The organism is Rubripirellula amarantea (genome assembly GCF_007859865.1).
GTDB lineage: Bacteria > Planctomycetota > Planctomycetia > Pirellulales > Pirellulaceae > Rubripirellula > Rubripirellula amarantea.
Window position 1 is genome coordinate 182,824 of the sequence record NZ_SJPI01000004.1, and the last position, 24,322, is coordinate 207,145.

Here is a 24,322-nt window from a genome sequence, read left to right on the forward strand (position 1 = left end):
CAACACAGAACAAAACACCGCCGGTCGGTCAGAAATGGCCGGCCGGCCTCGGACACCACTTGTGCGATGGTCTGGTTGGTCCGCCCCCCTTACGAACGATTCGTACCGGGGCGACCGCCAGACGCATGACCACTAGCAGCCGACGGACGCGATGCGTCGGGTCTTGACGGTTGAGTCGCACCAGGACGTCGCGGCGTATAGGTGCAACAGTCGGCGGGACAAACGTCGTGCCAAGCACCGAGTGATCCCAAGGCGGGTCGCTCGCTTGTTTTCCCCAATCGTTCCTCGACCAGTTGGCGGATCATCTTTACGAACGGCGAAGACGTTCCCGCTGTTGCCGCCCGTTGCATCGGCACGCCGAGTTTCTTGCACAACGTCGCCGCCTCATCATCCAAGTCATACACGACTTCCATGTGATCGCTGACGAAGCCAATCGGTACGATCAGCAATTTTTTCAGTTGTCCAGCTTCATGCAACGATTCTATTTCGTCACAGATATCCGGCTCCAACCATGGCTGCGTCGGCGGGCCGCTACGACTTTGATAAACCAGCTTCCAATCGGGTAACTCACACGACTGAGCGATCAAACGACACGATTCGTTCAATTGCTTGACATAGTCGCAGTGGTCGGCCATCGACATGGGGATGCTGTGCGCGGTAAAGCGAACGGTAACCTCTTCGCTGCCCGTATCGAACTGAGCCATTGAGTCCCGGACGGATTCTGACATCGCCTCGATAAAGCCCGGGTGATTGAAACCCATACGAACCTTCTCGACGATCGGTGCTCCCTCACCCACCTCTTCCTGGGCCGCCATGATGTTCTCACGGTATTGTCGGCACCCGCTGTAACAACTGAACATGCTGGTGAAGAACGCAAGCGAACGTTTGCATCCATCGTCGCGCATCTGACGCAGCGTATCCGCGAACATCGGATGCCAATTCCGGTTGCCCCAATACACCGGAATTTCTAAACCAGCCGACGCAAACTCGGTTTTGATGGCGTCTAGCAGTTGCCGATTCTGCTCGTTGATAGGGCTAACGCCATCGTAGTGTCGGTAGTGCTCGACCACTTCCAACATCCGCTCGCGAGGGACATTCTTGCCACGAAGCACGTTTTCGAGAAACGGAATCACGTCATCCATTCCCTCTGGCCCTCCAAAGGAAACGAGCAAAAAAGAGTCATAAGGGGGAAGGTTGTCAGACATGAGCAACTGCGTAACGGATCTTGAATGAAGTGAGTTTCAAGATTCTAGCAAGCTGGCAATCAAATGTCAGTTCGCTCGCCAGTGCGGCATGACACCGAAACTCGGATCGCCCAGTTGCGAGGTTTCCGAGTCTCGATTCCCCAGTTTTGATTCCCCAGTTTTGATTCCCCAGTTTTGATTCCCCAGTTTTGAATGCCCAGTCTTGAATGCCCAGCATTGCAAGCTCAGCTTTGATTCCCCCGTTTCGATGTTCGATCAGGCCATCCAGAACAATCAAATGCGGACTACTCAGGGCACTACAGCGGGAAGTCTTCGTCGGAGGCTGAATTGCTGTAGAGCGGCATGTGACGGTAGTAGACTTCCAAAATCATCGTCGCGAACGACGTTTGCAACAGCCGGCCGCCGGATTCCATGCCATGGACCTTACTATCGATGTACCAACTCCCTTTTGAACCGGAGTCTTGCGACTGGATTCCGACAAGCCAATCACGCAGTTCTACGTTGTACTTTTCCCATTTTTCGCCACCGTACTGACGCAGAACTTGAGCCGCGTAGTAGTTGTAATACAGATCATCTTTCTTCACGCCCGCATTGGCGAGGTTGCTGACACCTTCAACGATCCCAGGATGAGTCTTGTCCCAGCCGGTATACATGCGACAAAGCAGTCCGATGGCGGTAGTACCTTGACGAAACGCGGTTGCCGGTTTGTCGTAACCATAGAACGCACCGTTGTTGGATCCGACTTTGTCCAAGAACATCACTGACCCCTGGATCGTGATCGGCGGAACTGAAAGGTGTCCCATGTAGCCGCTCTTGAGTGCCATCACCTGCCATCCAAAGACCGACGTGTCGCCACCGTTGGGGTCCTGGACTCGGTAACGCCATCCTCCATCACGACATTGAGCGTAGGCAATGAAGTTAAGCGATGCTTGTGCCGGTCCAAGCAGTTCAGGATCAGCGGTCATTGCGTACGCTTCGCAAAGGGTGATCGAAGCGAGCCCATGAGAGTACATATTGCCGCCCGGATCCATCAAATCCAAGACTGGCATCCCGTTCTTCATTCCTGCCTTGCCATTCTGGACAAGGAACCGCAGCCCACGCAGTACGACTTCACGGTAATCGCCTTGCACATGAGTCTGGCCGGCTCCCATGAATGGCAGCAGTGCCATCGAAGTTGCTGCGTTATACGCCTTGGCAAAATTAGGTTCACCGGGGTTACCGCAAGCGCCTCGACACACTTGGCTATGAGCAAACGTCCAAGCTCCGTTGGGCATCTGATGCCGCGAGAACCATTTTAACGCCTCGGTCACCGCCGCTTCACTGGATTCGTTGCCGCCGTACTCACGCAGCAACTTTTTCTTCATGTCTTCGCTGCGACCACCCAAGGGCTGAATTGTCGCCTGGGACAGGGTTTGCAGACTTGAAGTGGCCGATGAAATCTCAGCCGCCATCTGAGACATATCGAGGGCGACTTCGGAGATTTCCATGGGAGCCATTTCAGTCGGCTCGACCATTTCCATCGGCTCATCAAAATCAGTCATCGGTTCAGAGACTTCTTCCATCTCCGCGACTTCACCTGGATCAATCTGCTCGATCGTGAATTCTTCGATCTCAGGACCTTCTTCCGTCGTAGCCGAGGCTGTCAACACATTAACGATCTTGGTGGGGTCCGCCACCGTGACCAAGCCAAGGATCAACAGAATCATCACGTGCACGAGCGTACTAACCAACCACGCCGGCATCGCCTTTAAGAAACCACCGCGCCGCACTGGCTGGTCTAGTTCCTCTTCCATCTCAGTCGAGCTCTCGGGCAGCACGGTGTTGGAACGATTTGCATCCGGCACGTTGGACATAAGCTCTCTAAAGGCAAGATCGAGGCGACGGCAAAGATCGGCGTAGGGCCTGGATAAGATGAGGTGATACGACTACACCGCAGTATAGCCTAAACGCTTCAATCCCGTGGTCGTACTCAGGCGTCTCGAATGGGCGTATCGAATGTTCGTCGCGACCGTTTTTAAACCGAATTTCCGCGATACGATCAGTCTCGCAAATCGTATCGTTTTTCTTCGACATTCACGACGGTGGCGATATAGTTTCGCAGCTTCGGCTGGACCCACTCGGTCAATTGGACTCGCTTGGAACCATCACTCGGCCCTACCCACCCGCTTTGCAAGTTAAGATCCAACTGAATCGTTTCAATGCGATTTGCCGTGGGGTCGGTCAATCGTAACTGAACGCACGAGGGGGCCTTTAGCTTGAAGAGGGGCTCGTCGACATCAGCAGTTGCCTGTTCGCCGCATGACGATTCTACGCTTGCCGTTTCGACCGTCTCCCAATCAAAACTACGCTCATCAAGCAGCGCGTGACGAAGGTGGCCCAGCCCCGGAGTCGCGGTCAGTTCCACGGTTCGAAACGTCTCGGCACCCAGCGGTAGCAACTCAATCCGCTCTGCCAATTGGAGTCCTGTGATCGTATCAACACCCCAAAATTCGGTCGTTTTCTGAAGCTTGGTCTTACGTACATAGATACTTCCGGCTGCTCCCAGCATCCCTACGGCAACAACGGCGACACCGATCCAAATGCCCCGCCTAGTAATTTTTGCACGAGGATCGTTGTACTTGTCTGCGTGCAAATCGGATGTGGTATCGCTCAAGGCATCGGTCATGGATTAAAGTTTTGTGGATGAAGGGGAGTCATCGGACGCGATCGGATATCACACATGTTAGCGATGCCGCATAGACATCCCACCCGTTCAGTCCTGCCAACCACTCAGATTTGCCAGTTCTATGCCGTCATCTCTCCAGCCTGCATCGATTACCCATGTTTCTTTGGGCGATCGAAGCTACGACATTCACGTGACCAGCGGCGCGGCCGGTGATTTCGCCGAACGAGTGACCCGCGCCGTCCCCGACCTGACTCATGCGGTAATTGTTAGCGACGAAGCAGTGCTGTCTGACTGGGCGGCTCCCCTTGCTAAGGACATAGCCGACCGAGGCATCCGCGTCAGTTCGCTCTCCATTCCATCCGGCGAATCAAGCAAATCAATCGCTCAGTTTGATCGGCTGATGCAGTGGATGCTGTCTGAAAATTGTGACCGCCGCAGTGTGTTAATCGCGGTCGGCGGAGGAGTGATTGGTGACCTAGCCGGATTCGCAGCCGCCTCGTTCACCCGTGGGATTCGGTTCGTGCAAGTTCCTACGACTTTGTTGGCGATGGTCGACAGCAGCGTGGGTGGCAAAACGGGTATCAACTTGCCCGGTGCCAAGAACATGGTGGGTGCGTTCTGGCAACCTTCGCTCGTGCTCGCCGATACCGATGTACTCGGAACACTCCCCGAGCGAAGCTTTCTGAGCGGACTTGCGGAAGTCGTGAAGTACGGTGTTATTGACGATGCTCCATTCTTTGGTTGGCTTGAGGCCAATGCAACGAAGCTTGTTGCTCGAGACCAAGATGCGCTTCGCCACGCGATCAGTGCAAGCTGTCAATCCAAGGCCAGTGTTGTTGGTGCCGACGAACGAGAGACGAGTGGTCGTCGAGCGATTTTGAACTACGGGCACACGTTTGCGCATGCCATTGAAGCGACTGCGGGCTACGGCACACTGCTGCATGGAGAAGCGGTTTCAATCGGCATGCAAATGGCGGCACGTTTGGCAATCGCTTTGAAGCTTTGTGATGCCGGCTTGCTCGATCGACAAACACGATTGCTTGAAGCATGTCAGTTGCCCGTAACGCTGGCGAGCGCAGATGTCGATGCGATGCTTCCCGTCATGATGAAAGACAAAAAAGTTGCGCACGGCAAATTGAGATTCGTTTTGCCCACCAAGATTGGCCACGTCAAATTGGTTGACGAAGTTGACGAATCTTTGGTGAGGGACGCCATTCATAACTGCGCTTAGTCGATCTTTTCATTTTCGTGCGTGTACGCGACAACTCTTTTGATTGATACACCATCATGAACTCCACGCTCCCCGCATCGTTTCCCACACCGGCTGACTTGTACAGCAATCGTCGCCAACGATTGATCGAGAAAATGGTTACTGGCGGTCTTGGGGATGCAGCTCTCGTGACGAGCGTTGCCAACGTTCGATACTTAACCGGCTTTACGGGCGACAGCAGTTACTTGCTTTTGACACCTGACCACGCGGTGATTTTGAGCGACGGCCGCTATCAAGTTCAATTGGCAAATGAGTGCCCCGGCGTTCCGGTCGCGATTCGCCCACCCAGCCAAAAGATGAACGACTTAGTGCAGGAGATTATCGGCACAACGATGCCGGAACGACTGATCTTGGAAGCAGATCAGGTGACGTTTTCTCAATTTCATTCGCTCGAAAAAACGCTCAGCTCAACCTCGCTGGTCCCGCTCGATAACTTCGTCACGCCGCTTCGTGAGATCAAAGACGCGTACGAAATTTCGATCACTCGCCGAGCTGTCGAAATCGGCGAAGCCGCGTTTTTGGAAGTCATCCCGACGCTGACGCCGCAGACGACTGAACGTGAAATCGCTTGGAAGCTCGAAGCGGCCATGCGTACGCGGGGTGCCGAGGGAGTAAGCTTCGAGATCATCGCGGCGGCCGGCGAAACCGGTGCGCTGCCCCATTATCGTCCCGCTGATCGAGAAATCGGAGACGAGGCGACGCTTCTTATCGATTGGGGGGCGAAATTCTTGGGCTACGCCAGCGATCACACTCGCACCCTGCATCGCGAGCACGCTTCGGACCGTTTTCGTGACTGCTACCGGGCCGTCTTAGAGGCTCAACTTGCTGCGATTGACGCTCTACGGCCGGGAATCAAAGGCAGCGAGGTTGATTCGGTAGCTCGAAAAATCCTCGTAAAACATGGCCTCGGCGACGCTTTTTCGCATTCGCTGGGGCATGGAATCGGGCTTCATATCCATGAAGGCCCCCGATTAGCGGCAGTGGCCGAGGATGTGTTGGCTGAGGGGATGATCGTAACGGTTGAACCCGGCGTATACTTTCAAGCCGATTTCGGAATCCGTATCGAAGATGACGTTTTGATCACCCCCAATGGCTGCGAGGTTCTGGGCAAGCTGCCAAAGGGACTCGATGATTGTCGTTTGATGCTGTAAAACGGGCGTCGACGTGGGCAAACGGTCCTGCGAAAGTACCGGCCTCGGCTGGTCGCCAGTCCGGTTCTGCCGGTGATTGTTTTCCCTCATTTCTTTTACATCTGACGACGAGTCCAGCATGAGCAAGGGCGGTAAGCCAAAGGATGTGTTCGACGTTGAACGCATTCGCGAGATCATCGAGTTAATGGAACAGCACGATCTTTCGGAAGTCGACCTGCAACAGGGCGATGAGAAGATCAAGATTGGGCGCGGCCAAACCGCCCCAGTTTACGCCCCTGCTGCGGCTCCTGTTGCTGCAGCGGCACCCTCGCCAGCAGCACCGGCTGCACCGGCCGCGGATGCTCACGCGGGCACCATCACCATCAATGCGCCGATGGTTGGCACGTTCTATTCCAAAGCCAATCCAGAATCCCCCGCCTTTGTGAAGGTCGGTGATCACGTCGGTCCGGATACGGTGGTCTGCATCGTCGAGGCGATGAAGGTCTTCAACGAAATTCCTGCTGAATGCAGTGGCAAAATCGTAGAGATCTTGGTCAATGACCAGCAGGCCGTTGATTTCGGTAAGCCAATGTTCCGCGTTCAACCGGACAAATAATTCGTGTTTGAAAAAATCTTGATCGCCAACCGTGGCGAAATTGCGCTGCGCATCATCCGCGCCGCACGCGAAATGGGAATCAAATCGGTTGCGGTCTACAGCCAGGCCGACGCCGAGTCGATGCACGTCAAACTGGCCGATGAAGCTTACTGCGTCGGTTCGGCTCGTTCGGGTGATTCCTATCTTCGCATTGACCAAATCATCGCAGCCGCTGAAGTGTCGGGCGCTGATGCGGTTCATCCCGGCTATGGGTTCCTCGCCGAGAATTCCCACTTCAACGAAGTGTGCCGCGAGAGCGGCTTTGAATTTATCGGGCCAAGCCCACAGGCGATGGAAAAACTTGGTGACAAGAATACCGCCCGTAGCATGGCGATCGCTAACAATGTTCCCGTGGTTCCCGGCAGTGACGGATTGATTGAAAGCCCCGAGGCCGCGATCAAGACCGCCAAAGAAATCGGCTACCCCGTGCTGATCAAAGCAACCGCGGGCGGCGGTGGCAAAGGGATGCGCGTTGCCGAGGACGAAAAATCGCTTGCTGTTGCGATCAACCAAGCTCGCACCGAAGCCGAAGCCGCGTTCGGTAACGGTGGTGTTTACCTTGAACGATACATTGGACGCCCGCGTCACATTGAAGTTCAGGTGATCGCTGATAACCACGGCAACGTGTGCCATTTGATGGAACGTGACTGCAGCGTTCAACGGCGTCACCAAAAACTCATCGAAGAGGCGCCGAGCCCGAACCTTCCCGAAGAACGGCGTCGTGAAATTTGCGAAGCTGCCGTGCGAATGATTCGTGGTGCGGACTACTCCAACGCAGGCACCGTCGAGTTTATCGTTGACCAGAACGACGACTTTTACTTCATCGAGGTCAACGCGCGGATCCAGGTGGAACACCCCGTTTCGGAAATGATCACCGGCATCGACTTGATCAAGGAACAAATACGAGTCGCCGCAGGCGAGCCGTTGTCGTTCACTCAAGATCAAGTGAAGTGCGAAGGCCACGCAATCGAGTGTCGCATCAACGCTGAAAATCCTGACAAGAATTTTCAACCCAGTGCGGGCAAGATCACTCAAATGTTTGCCCCCGGTGGTTTGGGCGTTCGCTTTGACTCGCATGTCTACGGCGGATACACCGTGCCACCGTACTACGATTCAATGATTGGCAAGTTGATTGTTCATTGCCGAACGCGAGACGATGCGATCGCAACAATGCGACGAGCGCTCTTTGAACTGCAAGTCGAGGGAATCCACACGACGGCGTCGTTCCACGACAAGGTGCTCCAGCATCCAGAATTTGTATCGGGCAAGCACGACACGAAGTTCGTCGAACGTGAATTCCTGAGCTAAACCAACCTACCGCCCTAACCCACTGTGCCTCTGCTTTTTTCCATCGAACCGTTCACCTTCGTTCTGGCTTTGTTGCCGTTGGTTGGGTACCTGTTCGTTTTGGGGCTGATTCGGTTTTCGCGGCGGGCTTTGGTGACGACGGGATCGCGCGACGTTGCCGCACTCGCGGTGGCCGTCTGTGGATTTGTGGCCGCCGGGCCAGCCGAATTGCTGTTTCCTACCACCGCGGCAACGGTGTTCGGGCCCATGGTTTGGCTGGCGCTGATCGCGTTCTATAGCCTGTCCGTTTCGTTGATCGCGTTAACGGTTACGCCAAAGTTAGTCGTCTACGGACGGACTCCCGAAGAAACGTTCGACGCATTGCTGCGGGCGTGTTTGAAAATTGACGCTGGATCGACAGGCGATGCGAATCGTCTGCAAGTCTTTTTGCCTTCACTTGATGTTCGCTTACGCATCGATGGCATTCGTGGTCTCGATTATTGCCGCGTGCTGACCTTCGAACCCGTCCAATCGGTAAAGTTTTGGTCCGCGATGTTGGCTAACTTGCGAGGCGAGTTGCAGACCGGCCAAGATGCTATTCCTCGTCGCGGATTAGCGATGCTGGTCACTTCGTTCGCGATCGCGGGAATCCTCGCTTGGTATGGCTTGAACAATCAAACGCTCGTTGTTGACGGATTTCGCGACTGGCTGTGGCGGTGATTACCTACCGAAATCAATTTACAGCCATGTTGGCCTAAGCCTTCAACATTCCGCGCCGTTGTTTTACCGCTCAGAATCCCACCTCCAAAATGCCACCGTCAGGCGTTCACCGCGCAGGATCCTACGACCAGGTGTATCCCACCGGGGACGTTGCCATTAATCGTTTCCCACACAGGGGTTATCGCGAGTCTATAATTGCGGTAACAAAACCACGCGGTCAACGTTTCAGATTTCTCCCGAGTAGTTGTGAAACCCAATTCAATGATGAAAAGCTCGTATGACGTTGTAGTTGTAGGTGGTGGCCCCGCCGGAGCCTCGGCCGCCGCCATTGTTGCCCAAGGTGGTCTCAGCACATTGCTGATCGAGCGCGATGCGATGCCAAGATTCCACGTTGGCGAATCGCTAATGCCGGAAACCTACTGGCCTCTGCAGCGACTTGGTCTGAACGATCGAGTTCGTACATCAGGTTGGCAGGCGAAGAAGAGCGTTCAGTTCGTTACTCATAATGGTAAGGAATCAGAACCGTTCTTCTTTAGGCAGCACGACAACCGCGAATGCAGCACCACTTGGCAGGTCGAACGAAGCGAATTCGACAAAATGATCTTCGATCGTGCTGCTGAACTGGGGGCCGACGCGTTTGACCGAACTCGTCTGTTGGATGTCCACTTCGATGATAGCGGTGCCGCCACGGGTGTCAGTGTTCGTGATGCTAATGGAGAAGTCCACGAGATTGAATCGAAAGTCGTTATCGATGGAACCGGCCAGCAATCCTTTATCGCCAACAAGCTTGGCGTGAAAGAAATCAATCCTGACCTTAAGAAAGCTGCCATCTGGACCTACTACCAAGGCGCTGTTCGCGGCGAAGGAGACAACGAAGGGGCTACGATTATTCTGCAGACCGAAGGCAAGAACTCTTGGTTCTGGTTCATCCCGCTTTCCAGAGGCATCACGAGCATCGGGTGCGTGGGTGACAATGACTACATGCTGAAGGGTCGAGGTAAGCCAGAGCAAGTCTATGCGGAAGAGTTAGCCCGTTGTCCAGGATTGCAAAGCAGACTTGCCAACGCGACCCAACTAGGTGAACTCAAGACAACCAAAGAGTTCTCGTACATGGCAAAGAAAACCGCGGGCGATGGCTGGGTTCTCGTAGGCGATGCGTTTGGATTTATCGACCCGGTTTATTCTTCTGGCGTCTACTTCGCGCTGGAAATGGGTGTGCGAGCCGGGGATGCCGTGATCGAAGGGTTCAAGAAAAATGACCTTTCGGCTGACCAACTTGGATGCTGGACTGAATCTTTCCGCGAAGGAGCGAATTGGGTACGCAAGTTGGTTCACGCGTTCTACAACAAAGAATTCAGCATTGGTCGCTTCATGAAAGAACACCCCGAGCACCGAGGCAACGTGACGGATCTGCTCATCGGACGAGTGTTCCATGAAGAGGCCGGCAAGATGTTCATGGACATGGAAGCGTCAATCGCACGCGGAAAAGCCGCGGTCTAAACCGCCACTCGCAATCCGCTTGGACATCTATTGAGCCAGTCCTGCTGGGTGCGGCACAACTCATCTCATGCCTAGGTCTTCGACCCACCCAGCGATCTAGGCATAACCAGCACACGGCGTGTAGAGAACTCTGGTTATAGAAACCGCTAGTCGTACGCGCTGAGTGAGGGCGACACAGGCCAGAGTCTCAATGGAAAGGTAGATTTCCAATTTAACCGCGAGCAAACTAAAAGCGAGCACGGCTTTCATACGCGTTGGCTACGACAGGATTGCCTTAACAACATTGCCATGCACATCGGTGAGGCGGTAATCGCGGCCACCATATCGGTAGGTCAATCGCTCATGATCAAGGCCCATCAGGTGCAGAATCGTTGCGTGAAAGTCGTGAACATGGACTTTGTCCTCCGCCACCGTTGCCCCGATCTCATCAGTCGAACCATACGTCATCCCACCTTTAACTCCTGCTCCAGCGAGCCAAGACGAGAAGCACGCACTGTGGTGTCCGCGTCCCTTCGTTCCATCGACTCCAGGCGTTCGACCGAACTCTGTTGTCCAAACGACCAGGGTATCTTCCAGCATCCCGCGAGCTTTTAAGTCCACCAACAAACCCGCGAGTGGCTGATCGATGTTCTTGGCATGATAGGCGTGTTCGGCCATATCAGCGTGCTGATCCCAATTCTTGCTGCTGCTTCCATCGACCAATTCGATGAAGCGGACACCGCGTTCGGCCAATCGACGCGCCACAAGACACTGCCAACCGAACCCTTCGTTCTGGCCTCGTTTGAGTCCATAGAGAGCAAGGGTACGATCATCTTCTTGGTTAACGTCAAAGGCCTCTGGTGCTCCGGTTTGCATGTGGAATGCTGTTTCGAAGCTTCGGACCCGAGCCGACAGATCCGAATCTGCAACGCGGGAATCGAGGTGGCGATTATTCATTACATCGGCGAGCGAAAGTTCTAATTCCTGCAGCCCCTTGGCATGACCTCTGGGTTTCAAGTTCGCGATCGGCTCGGCTCCGCCGACAACGCGAACACCTTGGTGATAGGCCGGCAAAAAATCATTGTTGAAAATTTGCGTTCCTGCGTACGGCATCTGCGGTGCCAACGCGATAAAGGAAGGCAAGTCTTGATTTTCAGTACCAAGTCCGTAGCTCACCCAGGACCCGATGCTGGGACGCGAAAAAAAGAACGATCCGGTATGCATTCCCAAGGTAGCGTTGTAGTGCTCATTGTCGTTGCCGTTCATCGAGCGAATCAAGCATACGTCGTCCATCTGGTCGCGTAGGTAAGGAAACAAGTCGCTGACCATGGTCCCGCATTGGCCGCCAGGTTTGAAATCCCACAACGGCCGCAACAATACTCGTTGCTGATTAGACAGGCCGCCTCCCGTTCCCGTTTTCTTCCCGTCCGCTTTGAACAGTTCAGGTTTGGGATCGAAGGCATCCATGTGCGAGACACCGCCGTTTGAAAACACGAAGATGACGCGTTTCGCTTTGGCCGCAAAATGAGGTTCACGCGGAGCAAGCGGATCACCGGCGTCCTTCTTCGGCCCCGAATCGGTCTGACCGGCGTGCAGCATTTCCGACAGCAACGCTGGCATCATCAAAGATCCGCCGACGAACGACCGCAACATTTCGCGGCGTGCCAACGGCGAACCGCTTTGTCTTGTGAACTTAGTCATAATTAATCCAGATAAACAAATTCGTTCAGTCGGAACAACGCTCGCACCCATGCTGACCAAGCTTCCAATTCAGCAGCGTCGATCGAAACATTCTCGGCCAACAATAATTCCTCAGCTCGTTCCATGAACGACGCCGCATCGCTTCGATCTTCAACCGTCGCTTGGCGTGAAAAATTCAACTCGATGGCTTGGTTGACACGTTGATCAAATTCGGATGACTCGCGAATCAAACGCTGCGCTACGAGGCCAGCTTGTTCGTGAACAAACGGATCGTTCAGAAAATACAAAGCCTGCAGCGGCGTGGTGGTCGATGTTCGAGCCGCCGTGCTAGCCGACGGATCCGCTCCATCAAAAATGGCCAAGAATGGATGTCGCTGAATCCGCTGAGTCATCAAGTAAACGCTTCGATGACGAGAAGGATAAACTTCCTTGAACGGATTGTGCTGCGTGAATTTCCAGTCGTTCTTTGGTGGAAACGGGTGCTCACCTGCAGGCGACGAATCTAAGTTTCCTCCCAACACCAACAACGTGTCACGGATCGCTTCGGCTTCTAGTCGTCGACGGGGATAACCCGCTAAATACTCATTCGATGGATCTTCCGAGACGGCCTTTGCGTCTCGAACGCTCGATTGCTGGTAGGTACGTGAAAGCATGATCCGCCGGTGCATTGACTTAATTGACCAACCGTCATTGCGAAATTCGGTAGCCAAGTAATCAAGCAAGTCGGGGTGCGTCGCCGGCTTTCCCTGTTTTCCAAAATCATTCGGTGTCGGAACAATCCCACGACCAAAATGATATTGCCACAATCGGTTCGCCATCACACGAGCTGGCAAAGGGTTCTCAGCCGACAAAATCCATTCCGCAAGTTCGGCTCGACCACTGGATTCGAAACCTTCGGGAAGCTCGCCGCCACCCATAACGGCCGGGAAATGCCTCGGAACAAGGTCGCCTATATTCGCTGGGTCGCCTTTGATTTGAACAGCAACGTCGGTGATCGTATGGGAATCAACCACCGCATACGCTAGTTCGGTCTGCGGTTGGGTTGCTTCATGTGACTTCAAACGAGCTTCCGAGTCGGAAAGTTTCTTCTTTAGCTCTTCCTTCTCGTCGTCTGACGCTTTCTTCAGTGATTCCTTCAGGTCCTTGACTGTTTTGTTAAGTCGGTTGCGTTGATTGGACCACTCGGCGAGTTCAGCTTCGCTTCTTTCGCGTTGCTTTTGCTTCACAAGCGGGACAAAGTCACGTTGCCTTTGGTCGAGCTCAATCCCCGGCCAAGGATACCGAGTGCTATTGAAGACGCCGTACAACCCGTAGTAGTCCTTCGTAGTGATCGGGTCAAACTTGTGGTCGTGACATCGAGCACAAGCGATCGTCATGCCAAGAAAAGCGCGTCCCACATTGTCAATCGTGTCTTCGATTGTCAAATGAGTTGGATAGTCGTCCACTCGCGAACCAAATCGACGCGATCCAGCGATGTAGCCGGTAGCAATGATTCGACGAAAGTATTGCTGCTCGGAATCACTTGAGCGCAGATCGCCTGCAAGTTGATCGCGAACAAACTCGTCATAGGGTACATCGTTATTAAAGGCATCAATCACCCAATCGCGATAGCGATGTGCTTCGGGAATTGGGAAGTCCGAGTTGTCACCCGCCGTGTCTGCGTAGCGAACGACGTCTAGCCAATGGCGCCCCCAACGTTCGCCGTACTGGGGCGATTCAAGCAGACGATCAACGAGTTTGGCGAAAGCGTAGTCAGATTCATCAGCCAAGAACGCAGCGGTTTCGTCCGGAGTTGGTGGGAGTCCGGTCAAGTCGTAGGTTGCTCTTCGGATCAACGCGCGTCTATCAGAATCCTTCGATGGAGTGAGCCCTCGTTCTTCGAGCTTTGCGAGCACGAAGCGATCGATGTCGTTGATCGGCCAAGCGGCATCTTTGATTTCCGGAAGAACAGGCGATTGAATGGGACGAAACGACCAAAACTTTTTCGCTTCGGTCAGATCAATCTTCTTGCCTTCGTGTTTCGTGACTGACGACCGGGGATCGGGCGCCCCGATCGCAACCCACTTCTCAAAATCCGCGATCTCAGCATCCGAGAGTTTTTCGTCCGGTGGCATTTGCAGATCATCATCATCGAAGCGAATAGCACGAATCAGCAAACTGTTGTCGAGATCACCCGGAACAACCGCTGCACCGCTGATTCCCACTTCGCGAATCTTCGCGCGAGAGTCGACCAACAAATCACCTTCTAGCGAATCCGCATCGGCGCTATGACAGGAGTAACACTTTTCGACAAGCACAGGTCGAATTCGCTTCTCAAAGAAAGCAAGCTCTTGTTCGCTGATAGCGGATTCGATGCCATCATGACGCCCCTTCCAAAGTTCGACGCCGGAGAAATTTGCAGCACCGCCTTGGCTTGTAATGATGATGCGGTCGTTTTTCGATCGAGTGTACCAAGGTCCTAAACGTTTCCAGTGTCCCGCTGCACCGCTGTTGTACTGAGATTCGACCAAACGGTTGTTCACGATGATTGAAAACTTCTCGGCGATGTTGTCTTCCCAGACGTAAAGAAAGACGGTGTACTCGCCTTCTGGAATCTCAGTCAGCTCCACCTGATTGCCCCCCCACCGACTACTGTGAATCATGGCTGCTCGCGCTTCATCCGTCGCCGGCACCAAAGCGATCCCGGGGCTCGCAAAGGAGTTGTCTTTGCAGACGTATTGATTGGACTGCTTGCCCTGCCAATCATGTCCGTCGATCGTAACCGGCGGACCGTTTAGATTAAGTCCACGAAAAAATTGGGGAACGGCGTCGCCCGCGTGCAAGTATGGTCCAGCGAACAGGACGCACAAACAACTTGAGATCGCTGCGATACAAAATGTTGACAACCTAAACGCAGCAGTGGGGCGTCTAGAAGCAACGCTGCGGAATGCAGCGGTGAAGCTGTGATTGAAGTTCGTCATGGTCGCGTCATTCTAACCCAGCCATCACGGATGATTGCTAGATCACAGCAAGAATTTTACGCCGATAGTTTGCCAGAACGCCAACACGACACGCTTACTCGACTCGTCTACTCGACAAATCTACTCAACGGGCAGGTAAAGAATCCCTAGTGACTCGATCAAGGAAGTTCCCGACGATTCTACGATCGTTCCGCAAAACCCTTTGAAGGTTGGCTGGGGATCGCCTTTACGATAAGGGAAATCACCATACATCACTTGAAAAGGGCTTTCGTCACTGGCGTTTCCCCATGCTGGTACCGACTTGCCGTTGTCAACGGTAAAGCCAAGTTGGTTAACAATCGTTCCCGCAGCTCCATGGATACCAGCGATCTGTTGTCGGTGCATTTGATCTAGTAGCGGCATCCAGCGTGCGTTCGGATCGCCAGCAATGACAGTCCGCCGCGACTCATCACGGTTGTCACTTCCGATGACGTCGAATCGCAAAGCCGAAACCGATGCCGGTGATGTTCGAGTGAGGCCGACTGCGATGGCGGAGAGCTTTTCTCCGTCCTTCAATAAAACGGTGAACGGCTTACCTTCCGAACCTTTGGCTCGCCCGACCATGTCAGTCATCTGCAAGTCGCGCTCGCCAGGTTGACTGGCGTGCAGTGGCGGTAGTTCGGAAGCGGCGATTTCCACTTGCGGTGGAATGAACTCACCTGAACTAGGCGACTCACTGATTAGTGGCAAGGTGTCGCCTTGTTCGGATTGCAACTGACGCATCCTCGCCATCAATTCTGCTACGCGTGATGACTGAGTTGGGTCATCGGACAGATCATTCAACTCAGCAGGATCATCCGCCAAATTGAAAAGCTGATTACGGTTGATCTTCGGGTAACGGATCAATTTCCAATTACCCATCCGAATCGCTCGTTGAGTTTGAGTGTAGCTAAGCAGCACCGCATCCCGCGGTCCCTTGGTGTCACTCGTTAACATCGGCGCAAAGCTTCGACCGTCTAGCCCCTCGGGCACGTCGACGCCGGTCAACTCGCACAATGTCGGAAACATATCCATCAAGTAGACGGGGTCTGGGGCCACGCCGTGCCGCACTCCGGGACCGGCAATGACCATGGGTGCCTTATAGCCGTCCTCGTAGACATTTTGCTTGCCCATCAAGCCGTGACTACCCATGCCGAGACCATGATCGGAAGTGAACACGATCAAGGTATCATCGAGTTGACCTCGCGATTCTAAATCAGCAAGTAACCGACCAATGTGCGAGTCGATCGTGGTGATCGTGGCATAGTAATCGTGAAGCTGATCTCGAAGCACTTGGTTCGTTCGCGGCCACACTGCTGTCCACTCATCGCGACCGATCACTGAACCATTGTCAAATGGATGGCTATCCTTCACATTCTCAGGTAGCGAAATTTCCTGCGCATCATACATGGCAAGTGCTTCGGGACTCGCTGCACGCGGATCATGAGGCGTCGCAAAGGCAAGGTACATCAGCCAAGGCGATTCTGGTTTGTTTCGCGTAGTCAGGAACGAAATGGCGTCGTCGACCACCTTGCGTCCTGCTTCCATCGACCAACGATCGGCAAAGTCGTCAAGATAATGTGTGTGGGCGAACTGTTTATGAATGAGCTGAGCGGTGTTGCCCTGTTTGCCGTGGTGATACGTTTCATACCCAGCAGCATTAAAAACCGCGGGCAACGTGTTCGCGATTGCCGGAGCGTTGTTTTCCGGCCGACTACCATCGGTTGGATTCGACCAACGAAAGTAGGTTCGTCCCGAGAGCAACATGTTTCGGCTCGGTCGGCATACCGCTCCCATGTTCGCTCCCAAACAGTAGGCCGAGGATACATGGCAACCACGCTCAGCCAACTTGTCCAAGTTTGGTGTGATGATCGAGTCATTGCCAAGCGCGGCGATCGTATCCGCTCGTTGGTCGTCGGTAAACAAGATCAGCACGTTGGGCTTACCACTAGGTTTTCGTTCCTCAGCAGCCAAGCCGCTGCCAACGATAACGAATAGGAAAGCCAGGGAAACGATAGTTCGGTGAGTTGAATTAAGCATGGGCGGGCTGTAGGTATAGGTTCGAGGAAGGCTCGATTATACACACTACGCCGACGCGAACTTGCCCTATCGAGCGCCCGCAAGCTGAGCTTCAATATGAAGCGTTTCCAAAGTTGCTGCATCTTTCAGGAGCGGGCCAACAAGCTTGTCGGGAATCCCCTTCGTGCCACTGGCGGCAAAGGCGGCCTCGATTGCTTTGGATTGGCTCGTCGGCAACGGAACATCACAACCGTTTTCCGCTTGGATGTTCCGGTGCAAAAGGTACAGCTTGGGTGAACGAATGACAGCGTCTAGCAGAGACGAGAAGCCCGCGAACTCGCTGACCGGTTCGTCTCGTAAGATTGAGTGTTGAGCTTTCACAACCTCTGGCTGAACAAAGTCCTCAGGAATCGCCAACAATCCTGCTCGGGCAAGCATTCCACCTACTGAACCGCTTCCCATCGCCACCGCGATTGGCACTGCTAACACAAGGCCAACTAAGAAGGGGCTAAACCACAACAAAAGCGTCGGTTGCAAATAGTAAAGGAACGTGGTGATGGCAGCGCCCAAGACCATCATCCCAGCGAAGTCGACAATGGCTTCGATCCATCGGACGCCACGTTCATCTCGTTGCTGAGCCGACCAACGCACGTTCGTTCCCGCCAGCGTCGAAACGACGAACTGGGTGTGGTAGATGGCCATGATTGGTGACAGCAGAATCGACGTCAACATTTCGATCATTCCACTGAACCAAAGCTTCAACGTTCCGCCAAATAGCCGACGTCGTTGGGAGTCGAGCGAGATCGTGACCAAACTCATGACCTTGGGCAACAATAACATCGTCATCGACGTTACAAACAACACCAACGCAATATGCGTGGCTCTCTCAGACAGCACGATCCCGCCTTCACCGGTTGAGGCTTCACCGGTTGAGGACCATCCTTCCCATAGCAATGCGACGATGCACAAGCCGGTCATTAGTAGCCAAAGAGGCGATGCAGCGTAGGCGAGGATCCCCGAGGTGAAATGAAAACGGCTGAGCGGATTGATAGACTCGTTCACGATCAAACGGCTGTGCTGCAGATTTCCCTGACACCAACGTTGGTCACGTTTCGCGTAGTCCGTTAGGGTCGTCGGGCACTCTTCAAAGCTTCCCCCAAGGTCCGATGCGATATCTACCTTGTAACCAGCACGAAGCATCAAGGCCGCTTCTACAAAGTCATGGCTCAGAATTTCGCCACCCAGTGGTGCACGGCCCGGAAGCTTGGGGAGCTCGCAATGATCCATAAATGGTTGCACACGGATGATCGCGTTATGCCCCCAATAGTTTCCTTCGCTACCAGCCCACTTCGCAAAGCCTCGAACAAAGAGGTTGCCGTAGGCCGATGCCGCGAACTGTTGTAATCGTGCAAACAACGAAAGTCGGCCGATGGGAACTGGCGGCACCTGCAAAATGCCAAGCTTGGGATCGCTCCTCATTCGAGTGACCATCTCGATCATCGTGTCCGCCGACATCAACGAGTCCGCATCTAAGACGATCATGAACGGGTACTGCGAACCCCATCGCTTGCAAAAGTCAGCGATGTTTCCTGACTTGCGTGCTTCGTTATTGGGTCGATGGCGATAGAAAATACGACTGCCGTTCAACGTTTGATCGTTCGGCGTTTGCTCGTTCGGCGTCTGCTCGTTCGGTGTCTGCTGTTTCGGCGTCTGCTGTTTCGGCGAACAACGGGACCACTCGATCTCTTCGGCAAGCCAGATCTCGGAGTTAGTGGTATCGCTGAGTACAAAGAAATCGAACTGATGACCCACACCCATTCGGTCCAGGCAATCCATCATCGCACGGACTCCCGCGAACACTCGCCGCGGAGATTCGTTGTACACCGGCATCAACACCGCCGTTCGCGAGCCTTCGCCGGAGTCATCACCACGGCCTTGCGTCGCATGTTCAGTTGCTTCGGTCGACTTGGCTGGTCGCTTTAGTAAGTCGACAAATCCAAGAGTGGCCAAACAAAGCGAAAACGTGATCCAACCAAACAGCAAAGCGAACAATGGAATGGCGGCTAACTCAAGGAGGTGTAGACCTCGTCCTTGGAGTGCTTCGATGAAGTACCACGTCGCTATTGCCGTTGATATCAGCGTGAGTGTCACCACAGCCAACTGCACGGTCCGTTGCCGGACCTTCGCTGGCTGAAAATTAGTTTGGAGTGAGTCGCGCGTGACAGCAGTCGTTTCAGACATAGGTGTTTCTAGCGACCCAATCGCAACCACCGGGCGGTGCGGATAGGCATTGCGGGCCCCATGGGCCGGTGCGTTTCCGACGGCACCACACGACACTCGGATCCGTTTCGCGACGATGCTTCGCCAATTGCGATCGCGATTGCGCGTCGACAAAGCTGATCGGTCGTAGCGTCTTGGCTACGTCTGTGAAAACTGTCGATAGCTAGCGCAGCGATTCGCTGGCTGGCCGACTCAGCCGATGCTGATTCGTGCCCTGCGGCGACAAGATAATTGCGAGCGGCGTCGACTAGGTTGGCTACATCAGTGACGCGTTGTGTGCCAACTTCGTGCTGACGAAACGTGTTCGTGGACATCAGAAAATCCATTCGTTGAAAAGAAGAAAAGGCTGTCGAAAAGTGTTGAAACGCTTCACGCGTCTCCGATGGATCCCAGCAAGATACAAACGGCGTGCCAATTAAATCAATCGAGTCGTGGCACATTTTGCCTCAACCTTAAAACCATTTTCGCTGGAAAACACTGCCTTTTCAGCACTTGGTTTCTAACGGCGAGCAATCAGACCTTGAAGATAAGATATTGGAAGAAATGCGGTTACAAGGTACAATGGAGTAGACTTTGCGGGCGATAGATTAGAGACATGTGGTAGCCGGGAATGGCGGCCAGTTTTTAATCCTTCGTTCCTGGGTTCTCGCCGAGCGGCGGTTCTTGCTCTGTAACGCGTCAAAGTGACTGTTCTTCGGGCACCGGACTGACACTCCGCCTACACCACCCATGTGACTCGAAATCATGGCCATCCATGTGACTCGAAGTCATCGCGTGGTTCCTACCTGCCTATCGACGGAATGACATCCGTCTTTTTCCCGCCTTTTTAATTTGGTGTTGCCATGAAGCGACGCGAATTTCTAGCTGCCGGTGCCTCTCTACCGTGCATCAGCTCCGTATTGCGCAGCCCTTCGGCTCATGCTAGTTCTTGGGGAAACACAATGACCGAAAGTGACGCCGCATTTTTGATTGATATGCAAATGCGGAATTATCGCTTCATGGTGGAGGCTGCCCATCCGGAAACCGGCTTCGTCTCGGACCGAGCGGCAAGCGATGGAAGTTGGTTTAGCGACCACGCTTCTTCGGCAGCATGTGGATTCGCTTTGACGAGTCATTGTGTTGCAACGGAAGCGGGATGGATCGCCCGGGAGCAGGGCGCCTCGCACGTTCGTCGCTTGCTTGATTCGTTGCTGAACCTGGCGGAGCACGAACGGGGCTTTCTCTACCACTTCTTTGACCGGGGTAGCGGTATGCGACGCGAACGAAGCGAAGCGTCATCGATCGACACCGCATTGTTAATTGCTGGGTCAATTTGCGCTGCCACCACGTTCGCCGACGACGATGAGATCACCGATCTTGCCAATAAGCTGTACCGGCGAGTGGAGTGGTCGTGGATGCTGGGGTCCAACAATCTGCTCCACATGGGTTGGTTGCCCGAGACTGGCATGATTCCCCATCAATGGGACTCCTACAGCGAACTAATCATCTTGGTGCTACTCGCCATTGGTGCACCCAGGCACGCAATCCCTGGTGAATGTTGGCAGGCTTGGCGACGCGAACCAGTGCTCAGTTACGAAGGCGAAGGCTTCTTGCATTACCCTCCGTTGTTTGTGCATCAATACCCGATGGCGTATTTTGATTTCCGTGCCGTGCGGTCACCAAGCGGGCGAAGTTATTGGGACAACGCGGTGCGAGCTCACAAGGCCCAGATTGCGTTCTTACGAGAACTCGGTGTTCGTTATCCAACTCAACTTTCGCACTACGGAGACGATCTTTGGGGTCTGACCAGCAGCGATAGCATCGATGGATATCGGGACTGGGGCGGACCATACCAAGCTGGCCGTTTTGAACCCGATCGTGGAATCGACGGTAGCATCGTGCCTAGCGCCGCGGCAGGCGGATTGGCGATCGTGCCCGAGCAGGCCCTGCACACGCTTCGCGAACAGCAATCGCGTTTTGGTGAACGGGTATATGGGCGATACGGCTTCATCAACGTCTACAACCCCGTCAACAACTGGGTTGGCCGCGACGTGATCGGCATCGACACGGGTATCTCGTTGATCATGGCCGAGAACTTGCGTAGTGGTGGTGTATGGAACGCGTTCATGAAACACGAAGCACCCCAGCGAGCTCTGGAATTGGCTGGTTTCACGAAGGCGTCCTGAGCGAATACATCAGGCCTGAGCCGTTTCTAAGCACGGTAGCGACGTCTTGTCGTTACCAGCGTCAAGACGCAAAGATCGCTAGCGTTAATATGTAACGATCACTGCGACGATCGGAGTTGTTGCGGTCGTTCTTGTTCCACGCATTGAATCTGTAGTGCGATGGGGGTTTTCGATGGGACGGTGGTACGTGTTGTCCCGATTCTGCTAGAGAAGTGCATCTCCAACTAGTAGATAAGTAAGAAGCAGCATGACAGAGTCGACCAAATCGTTTAGCTTTGCCAGTGGCGAAATCGACCCTCTAGGCATGATTCGTCGTCGTTGGCGACTGTTGGTATTCGGTGTATTCGTTGGGATCGCTCTATCGGCCCTGTATTACACGACGGCTACTCAGCAGTACCAATCCAGCATTGAAGTGTTGGTGGGGCAGCGGTCAAGCGAGATGACCAGCCGCGGAACTATCAATGGCAACAGCGGTAGCGGCGAATCGATTCGCGATGACCAGTTGGCAACGCACATGCGTTTATTCATCGCAAGAAAGGTGCTTACACAAGCGATCGAGCTGGGCGATCTGACTCAGTACCCATCATTCGCGGAAATCCGCCAATCCGGTGGCTCGTACGTCGATCACATTCTGGACAGCATCGAAGTCGAGCGAGGTGGTGACGGAAATGCTCAAAACGCGATGGTGCTGCGGGTAACTTACCGCGCCAACGATCCCGAAGAAGCCGCAATGGTTTTGTCGTCGATCTACAACAGCTACAAGACCTACATCGACTCGCAAGACCAAGACAAAAGCAAGCTTGCCGTGGAGTTGATCGACGCAGCACGAGAAACTCACGAAAAGGAACTTCGTGATGCAGACGAAGATTACCGAAACTATGTCGCGTCCGTCCCAGTGCTGCTTGAAGGGGACAAGGTTCGCGACATCCACAAGGAACGTTTGGCTGACATCGAAAAAGAATTGAACGACGTTCGCTCAGGTCTCGCTGAATCTAAATCTCGATTGGAAGTGATCGAATCGACGCTAGAACGAAACGGTGGAACCACCGGCGACATGGGGCACTTGGCGTTGCTAAGCCAAAAAGAGGTGGAACGTTTGAAGTTCTTCCTCGACATGGCACGAGGCGGTGCTCAATCGGAAGCATTCCAGGCTGCTCAACCTATGCGAGCGGAAGTTGCCAAAGCGCAATACAACCGCCTCCTTGATTTGATTCAAAAAGAGAAGGCACTCAGCGATACGTTTGGTCCCGAGCATCCGCTGGTTGAAGCAGCACGCGAAGAGACGATGATCACGCGACAGTTCATCGATGCCAATCGACCTGAGAACACCGCTCGAGAACAGAAAGACATGGATCCCGCCGAAATGGTGATGACCTACGTCATGTTGCTCAAGAATGACATTTCGGAATTTGAAATGCGAAAGGCAGTCTTGCTGAGTGAGTCTCAGAAAGAAATGTTGCTGGCGAAGGAAGTCGAAGCGGACTTCATGAAAGCTGGTGCACTCCGCGCGATCCGTTCACGTGCCCAATCACGCTACGATCAAGTGATTGAACGACTACAAGAACTCGAACTCTCTCGTTCTTACGCAGGCTTTAGCACCGATCTTCTTGCAAGTGCGGAAGTTCCCATGAATCCAGTTTGGCCTCGCCTCTCGATCGTTCTTGCGATTGGTTTGGTCAATGGTGCCATTCTTGGTTTGATCCTAGTGGTCGCAGCAGAGACGCTTGATTCAACCTTCAGCAGTGTGGAAGAGCTCGAAGGTACAACCGGAGCCGCCGTCATCGCTCACGTACCGCGGATGGCGTTGCGAGATCTGCGAAAGGCAGCAAACGTTAAGTCCATGCTTGATCCATCGCTGATGACTTTTCATTCGCCACGATCTCCGGAAGCAGAAATCTTTCGGGTAGGACGTACGTCAATGATGATTGCCAACCGCAAAGGCAGCGTTCAAACCATCATGGTAACGAGCCCTCAACCTGGGGACGGAAAATCAACCACAATCTCCAACATGGCCATCTCGTTTGCCCAGACCGGTAAGAAGGTGCTGCTGATTGACGCCGACATGCGTCGGCCGGTGATTGCCAAACTGTTTGGTATCGATCAAGAACCGGGTCTTTCGGACTACTTGGAACGAAGAATTCCATTCGAAGGAGCGGTAACAAGAACTGAGGTAGCGAACCTGGACATCGTTCCCAATGGAGGTCCCACCGCCGAACCGGCTGAGCTTTTGGAATCAGTCCAACTGACGCGACTGCTGCAAGAGGCCTGTGCCAAATACGACCTCGTCCTCATTGACGCACCGCCAGTACTGGCCGTCGCGGACCCTGCGATCATCGCGCCAATGGTTGATTCGGTCTTGTTAACCGTACGAGTGATCAAGAACGGACGTAGCATTGTTGAGGACGCCGTACGAGTGCTTCATGACATTCAAGTAGAACCGACGGCAGTCATCGTTAACGGCGTCGACAAGAATGCGCTACGTTCTTACCAGTACGGTGGCTACGGCCAAAACAAGTACGGATACGTTGGTCGCTACCATCATCAGTACGGATCCAAGCCAGTCACGAAAGACGACTCTAACACGACAACGCTTGAGGATACTTGGGAAAACCGCCTGAGGCACTCGGATGATTTGGGCAGCCGGCTCCATCACAATATCGATCGACTCAACGAGATCGTGAAGAATTAGTGATAGACACGAAGCTTGACGTTGTTCGCAACCAGGGAATCAAGCGAGTTTGATTTCCGATGCAATTGCGTCACTGACA

16 protein-coding genes are annotated in these 24,322 nt (G+C 53.8%); 8 read left to right on the forward strand and 8 right to left on the reverse strand.

The window, feature by feature from the left end:
• Positions 1-89: 89 nt before the first annotated feature.
• The 3 genes from Pla22_RS24595 to Pla22_RS24605 form a co-directional block, all read right to left on the reverse strand.
• Complete coding sequence (locus Pla22_RS24595) at positions 90-1,205, reverse strand: ferrochelatase (protein ID WP_146517547.1); 1,116 nt, start codon at positions 1,203-1,205, stop codon at positions 90-92.
• A 296-nt stretch (positions 1,206-1,501) separates the two neighbouring features.
• Positions 1,502-3,058, reverse strand: coding sequence for a prenyltransferase/squalene oxidase repeat-containing protein (locus Pla22_RS24600; RefSeq protein WP_242632321.1), 1,557 nt, complete (start codon positions 3,056-3,058; stop codon positions 1,502-1,504).
• Between the two features lie 185 nt (positions 3,059-3,243).
• Entirely contained in the window at positions 3,244-3,870 is a 627-nt protein-coding gene (locus tag Pla22_RS24605; protein ID WP_242632322.1) for a hypothetical protein, read from the reverse strand.
• Between the two features lie 121 nt (positions 3,871-3,991).
• Between Pla22_RS24605 and aroB the strand changes: the two genes are divergently transcribed.
• From aroB to Pla22_RS24635, 6 genes are all read left to right on the forward strand, one after another.
• A complete protein-coding gene (aroB, locus tag Pla22_RS24610) occupies positions 3,992-5,101 on the forward strand; it encodes a 3-dehydroquinate synthase (protein WP_146517548.1) in 1,110 nt (369 codons plus the stop codon).
• 56 nt (positions 5,102-5,157) lie between these two features.
• Entirely contained in the window at positions 5,158-6,291 is a 1,134-nt protein-coding gene (locus Pla22_RS24615; protein ID WP_146517549.1) for a M24 family metallopeptidase, read from the forward strand.
• Between the two features lie 118 nt (positions 6,292-6,409).
• Positions 6,410-6,886: an acetyl-CoA carboxylase biotin carboxyl carrier protein gene (gene accB, locus Pla22_RS24620; RefSeq protein WP_146517550.1), complete on the forward strand. Its 477-nt coding sequence runs from the start codon at positions 6,410-6,412 to the stop codon at positions 6,884-6,886.
• A gap of 3 nt (positions 6,887-6,889) precedes the next feature.
• Entirely contained in the window at positions 6,890-8,233 is a 1,344-nt protein-coding gene (gene accC / locus Pla22_RS24625) for an acetyl-CoA carboxylase biotin carboxylase subunit (RefSeq protein ID WP_146517551.1), read from the forward strand.
• Between the two features lie 24 nt (positions 8,234-8,257).
• Entirely contained in the window at positions 8,258-8,932 is a 675-nt protein-coding gene (locus tag Pla22_RS24630; protein WP_146517552.1) for a hypothetical protein, read from the forward strand.
• A gap of 264 nt (positions 8,933-9,196) precedes the next feature.
• Positions 9,197-10,432: an NAD(P)/FAD-dependent oxidoreductase gene (locus Pla22_RS24635; RefSeq protein WP_146517553.1), complete on the forward strand. Its 1,236-nt coding sequence runs from the start codon at positions 9,197-9,199 to the stop codon at positions 10,430-10,432.
• Positions 10,433-10,690: 258 nt separating this feature from the next.
• Here the strand turns inward: Pla22_RS24635 and Pla22_RS24640 are convergent, their stop codons facing one another.
• The 5 genes from Pla22_RS24640 to Pla22_RS24660 all read right to left on the reverse strand — a co-directional run bounded on the left by Pla22_RS24640 (position 10,691) and on the right by Pla22_RS24660 (position 19,703).
• Entirely contained in the window at positions 10,691-12,112 is a 1,422-nt protein-coding gene (locus Pla22_RS24640; RefSeq protein ID WP_146517554.1) for a DUF1501 domain-containing protein, read from the reverse strand.
• Positions 12,113-12,114: 2 nt separating this feature from the next.
• Positions 12,115-15,072, reverse strand: coding sequence for a PSD1 and planctomycete cytochrome C domain-containing protein (locus Pla22_RS24645; RefSeq protein ID WP_146517555.1), 2,958 nt, complete (start codon positions 15,070-15,072; stop codon positions 12,115-12,117).
• A gap of 120 nt (positions 15,073-15,192) precedes the next feature.
• Positions 15,193-17,130: a sulfatase-like hydrolase/transferase gene (locus Pla22_RS24650; protein ID WP_146517556.1), complete on the reverse strand. Its 1,938-nt coding sequence runs from the start codon at positions 17,128-17,130 to the stop codon at positions 15,193-15,195.
• A 66-nt stretch (positions 17,131-17,196) separates the two neighbouring features.
• Positions 17,197-19,350, reverse strand: a complete 2,154-nt coding sequence (mdoH, locus tag Pla22_RS24655; RefSeq protein WP_146517557.1) for a glucans biosynthesis glucosyltransferase MdoH — start codon at positions 19,348-19,350, stop codon at positions 17,197-17,199.
• Between the two features lie 8 nt (positions 19,351-19,358).
• Positions 19,359-19,703: a hypothetical protein gene (locus tag Pla22_RS24660; protein WP_146517558.1), complete on the reverse strand. Its 345-nt coding sequence runs from the start codon at positions 19,701-19,703 to the stop codon at positions 19,359-19,361.
• Between the two features lie 627 nt (positions 19,704-20,330).
• Between Pla22_RS24660 and Pla22_RS24665 the strand changes: the two genes are divergently transcribed.
• Both Pla22_RS24665 and Pla22_RS24670 read left to right on the forward strand, forming a co-directional pair.
• On the forward strand, positions 20,331-21,554 hold the full coding sequence (locus Pla22_RS24665; protein WP_242632323.1) for a glucoamylase family protein: 1,224 nt from the start codon (positions 20,331-20,333) through the stop codon (positions 21,552-21,554).
• A 247-nt stretch (positions 21,555-21,801) separates the two neighbouring features.
• On the forward strand, positions 21,802-24,243 hold the full coding sequence (locus Pla22_RS24670; protein WP_146517560.1) for a GumC family protein: 2,442 nt from the start codon (positions 21,802-21,804) through the stop codon (positions 24,241-24,243).
• Positions 24,244-24,322 lie beyond the last annotated feature (79 nt).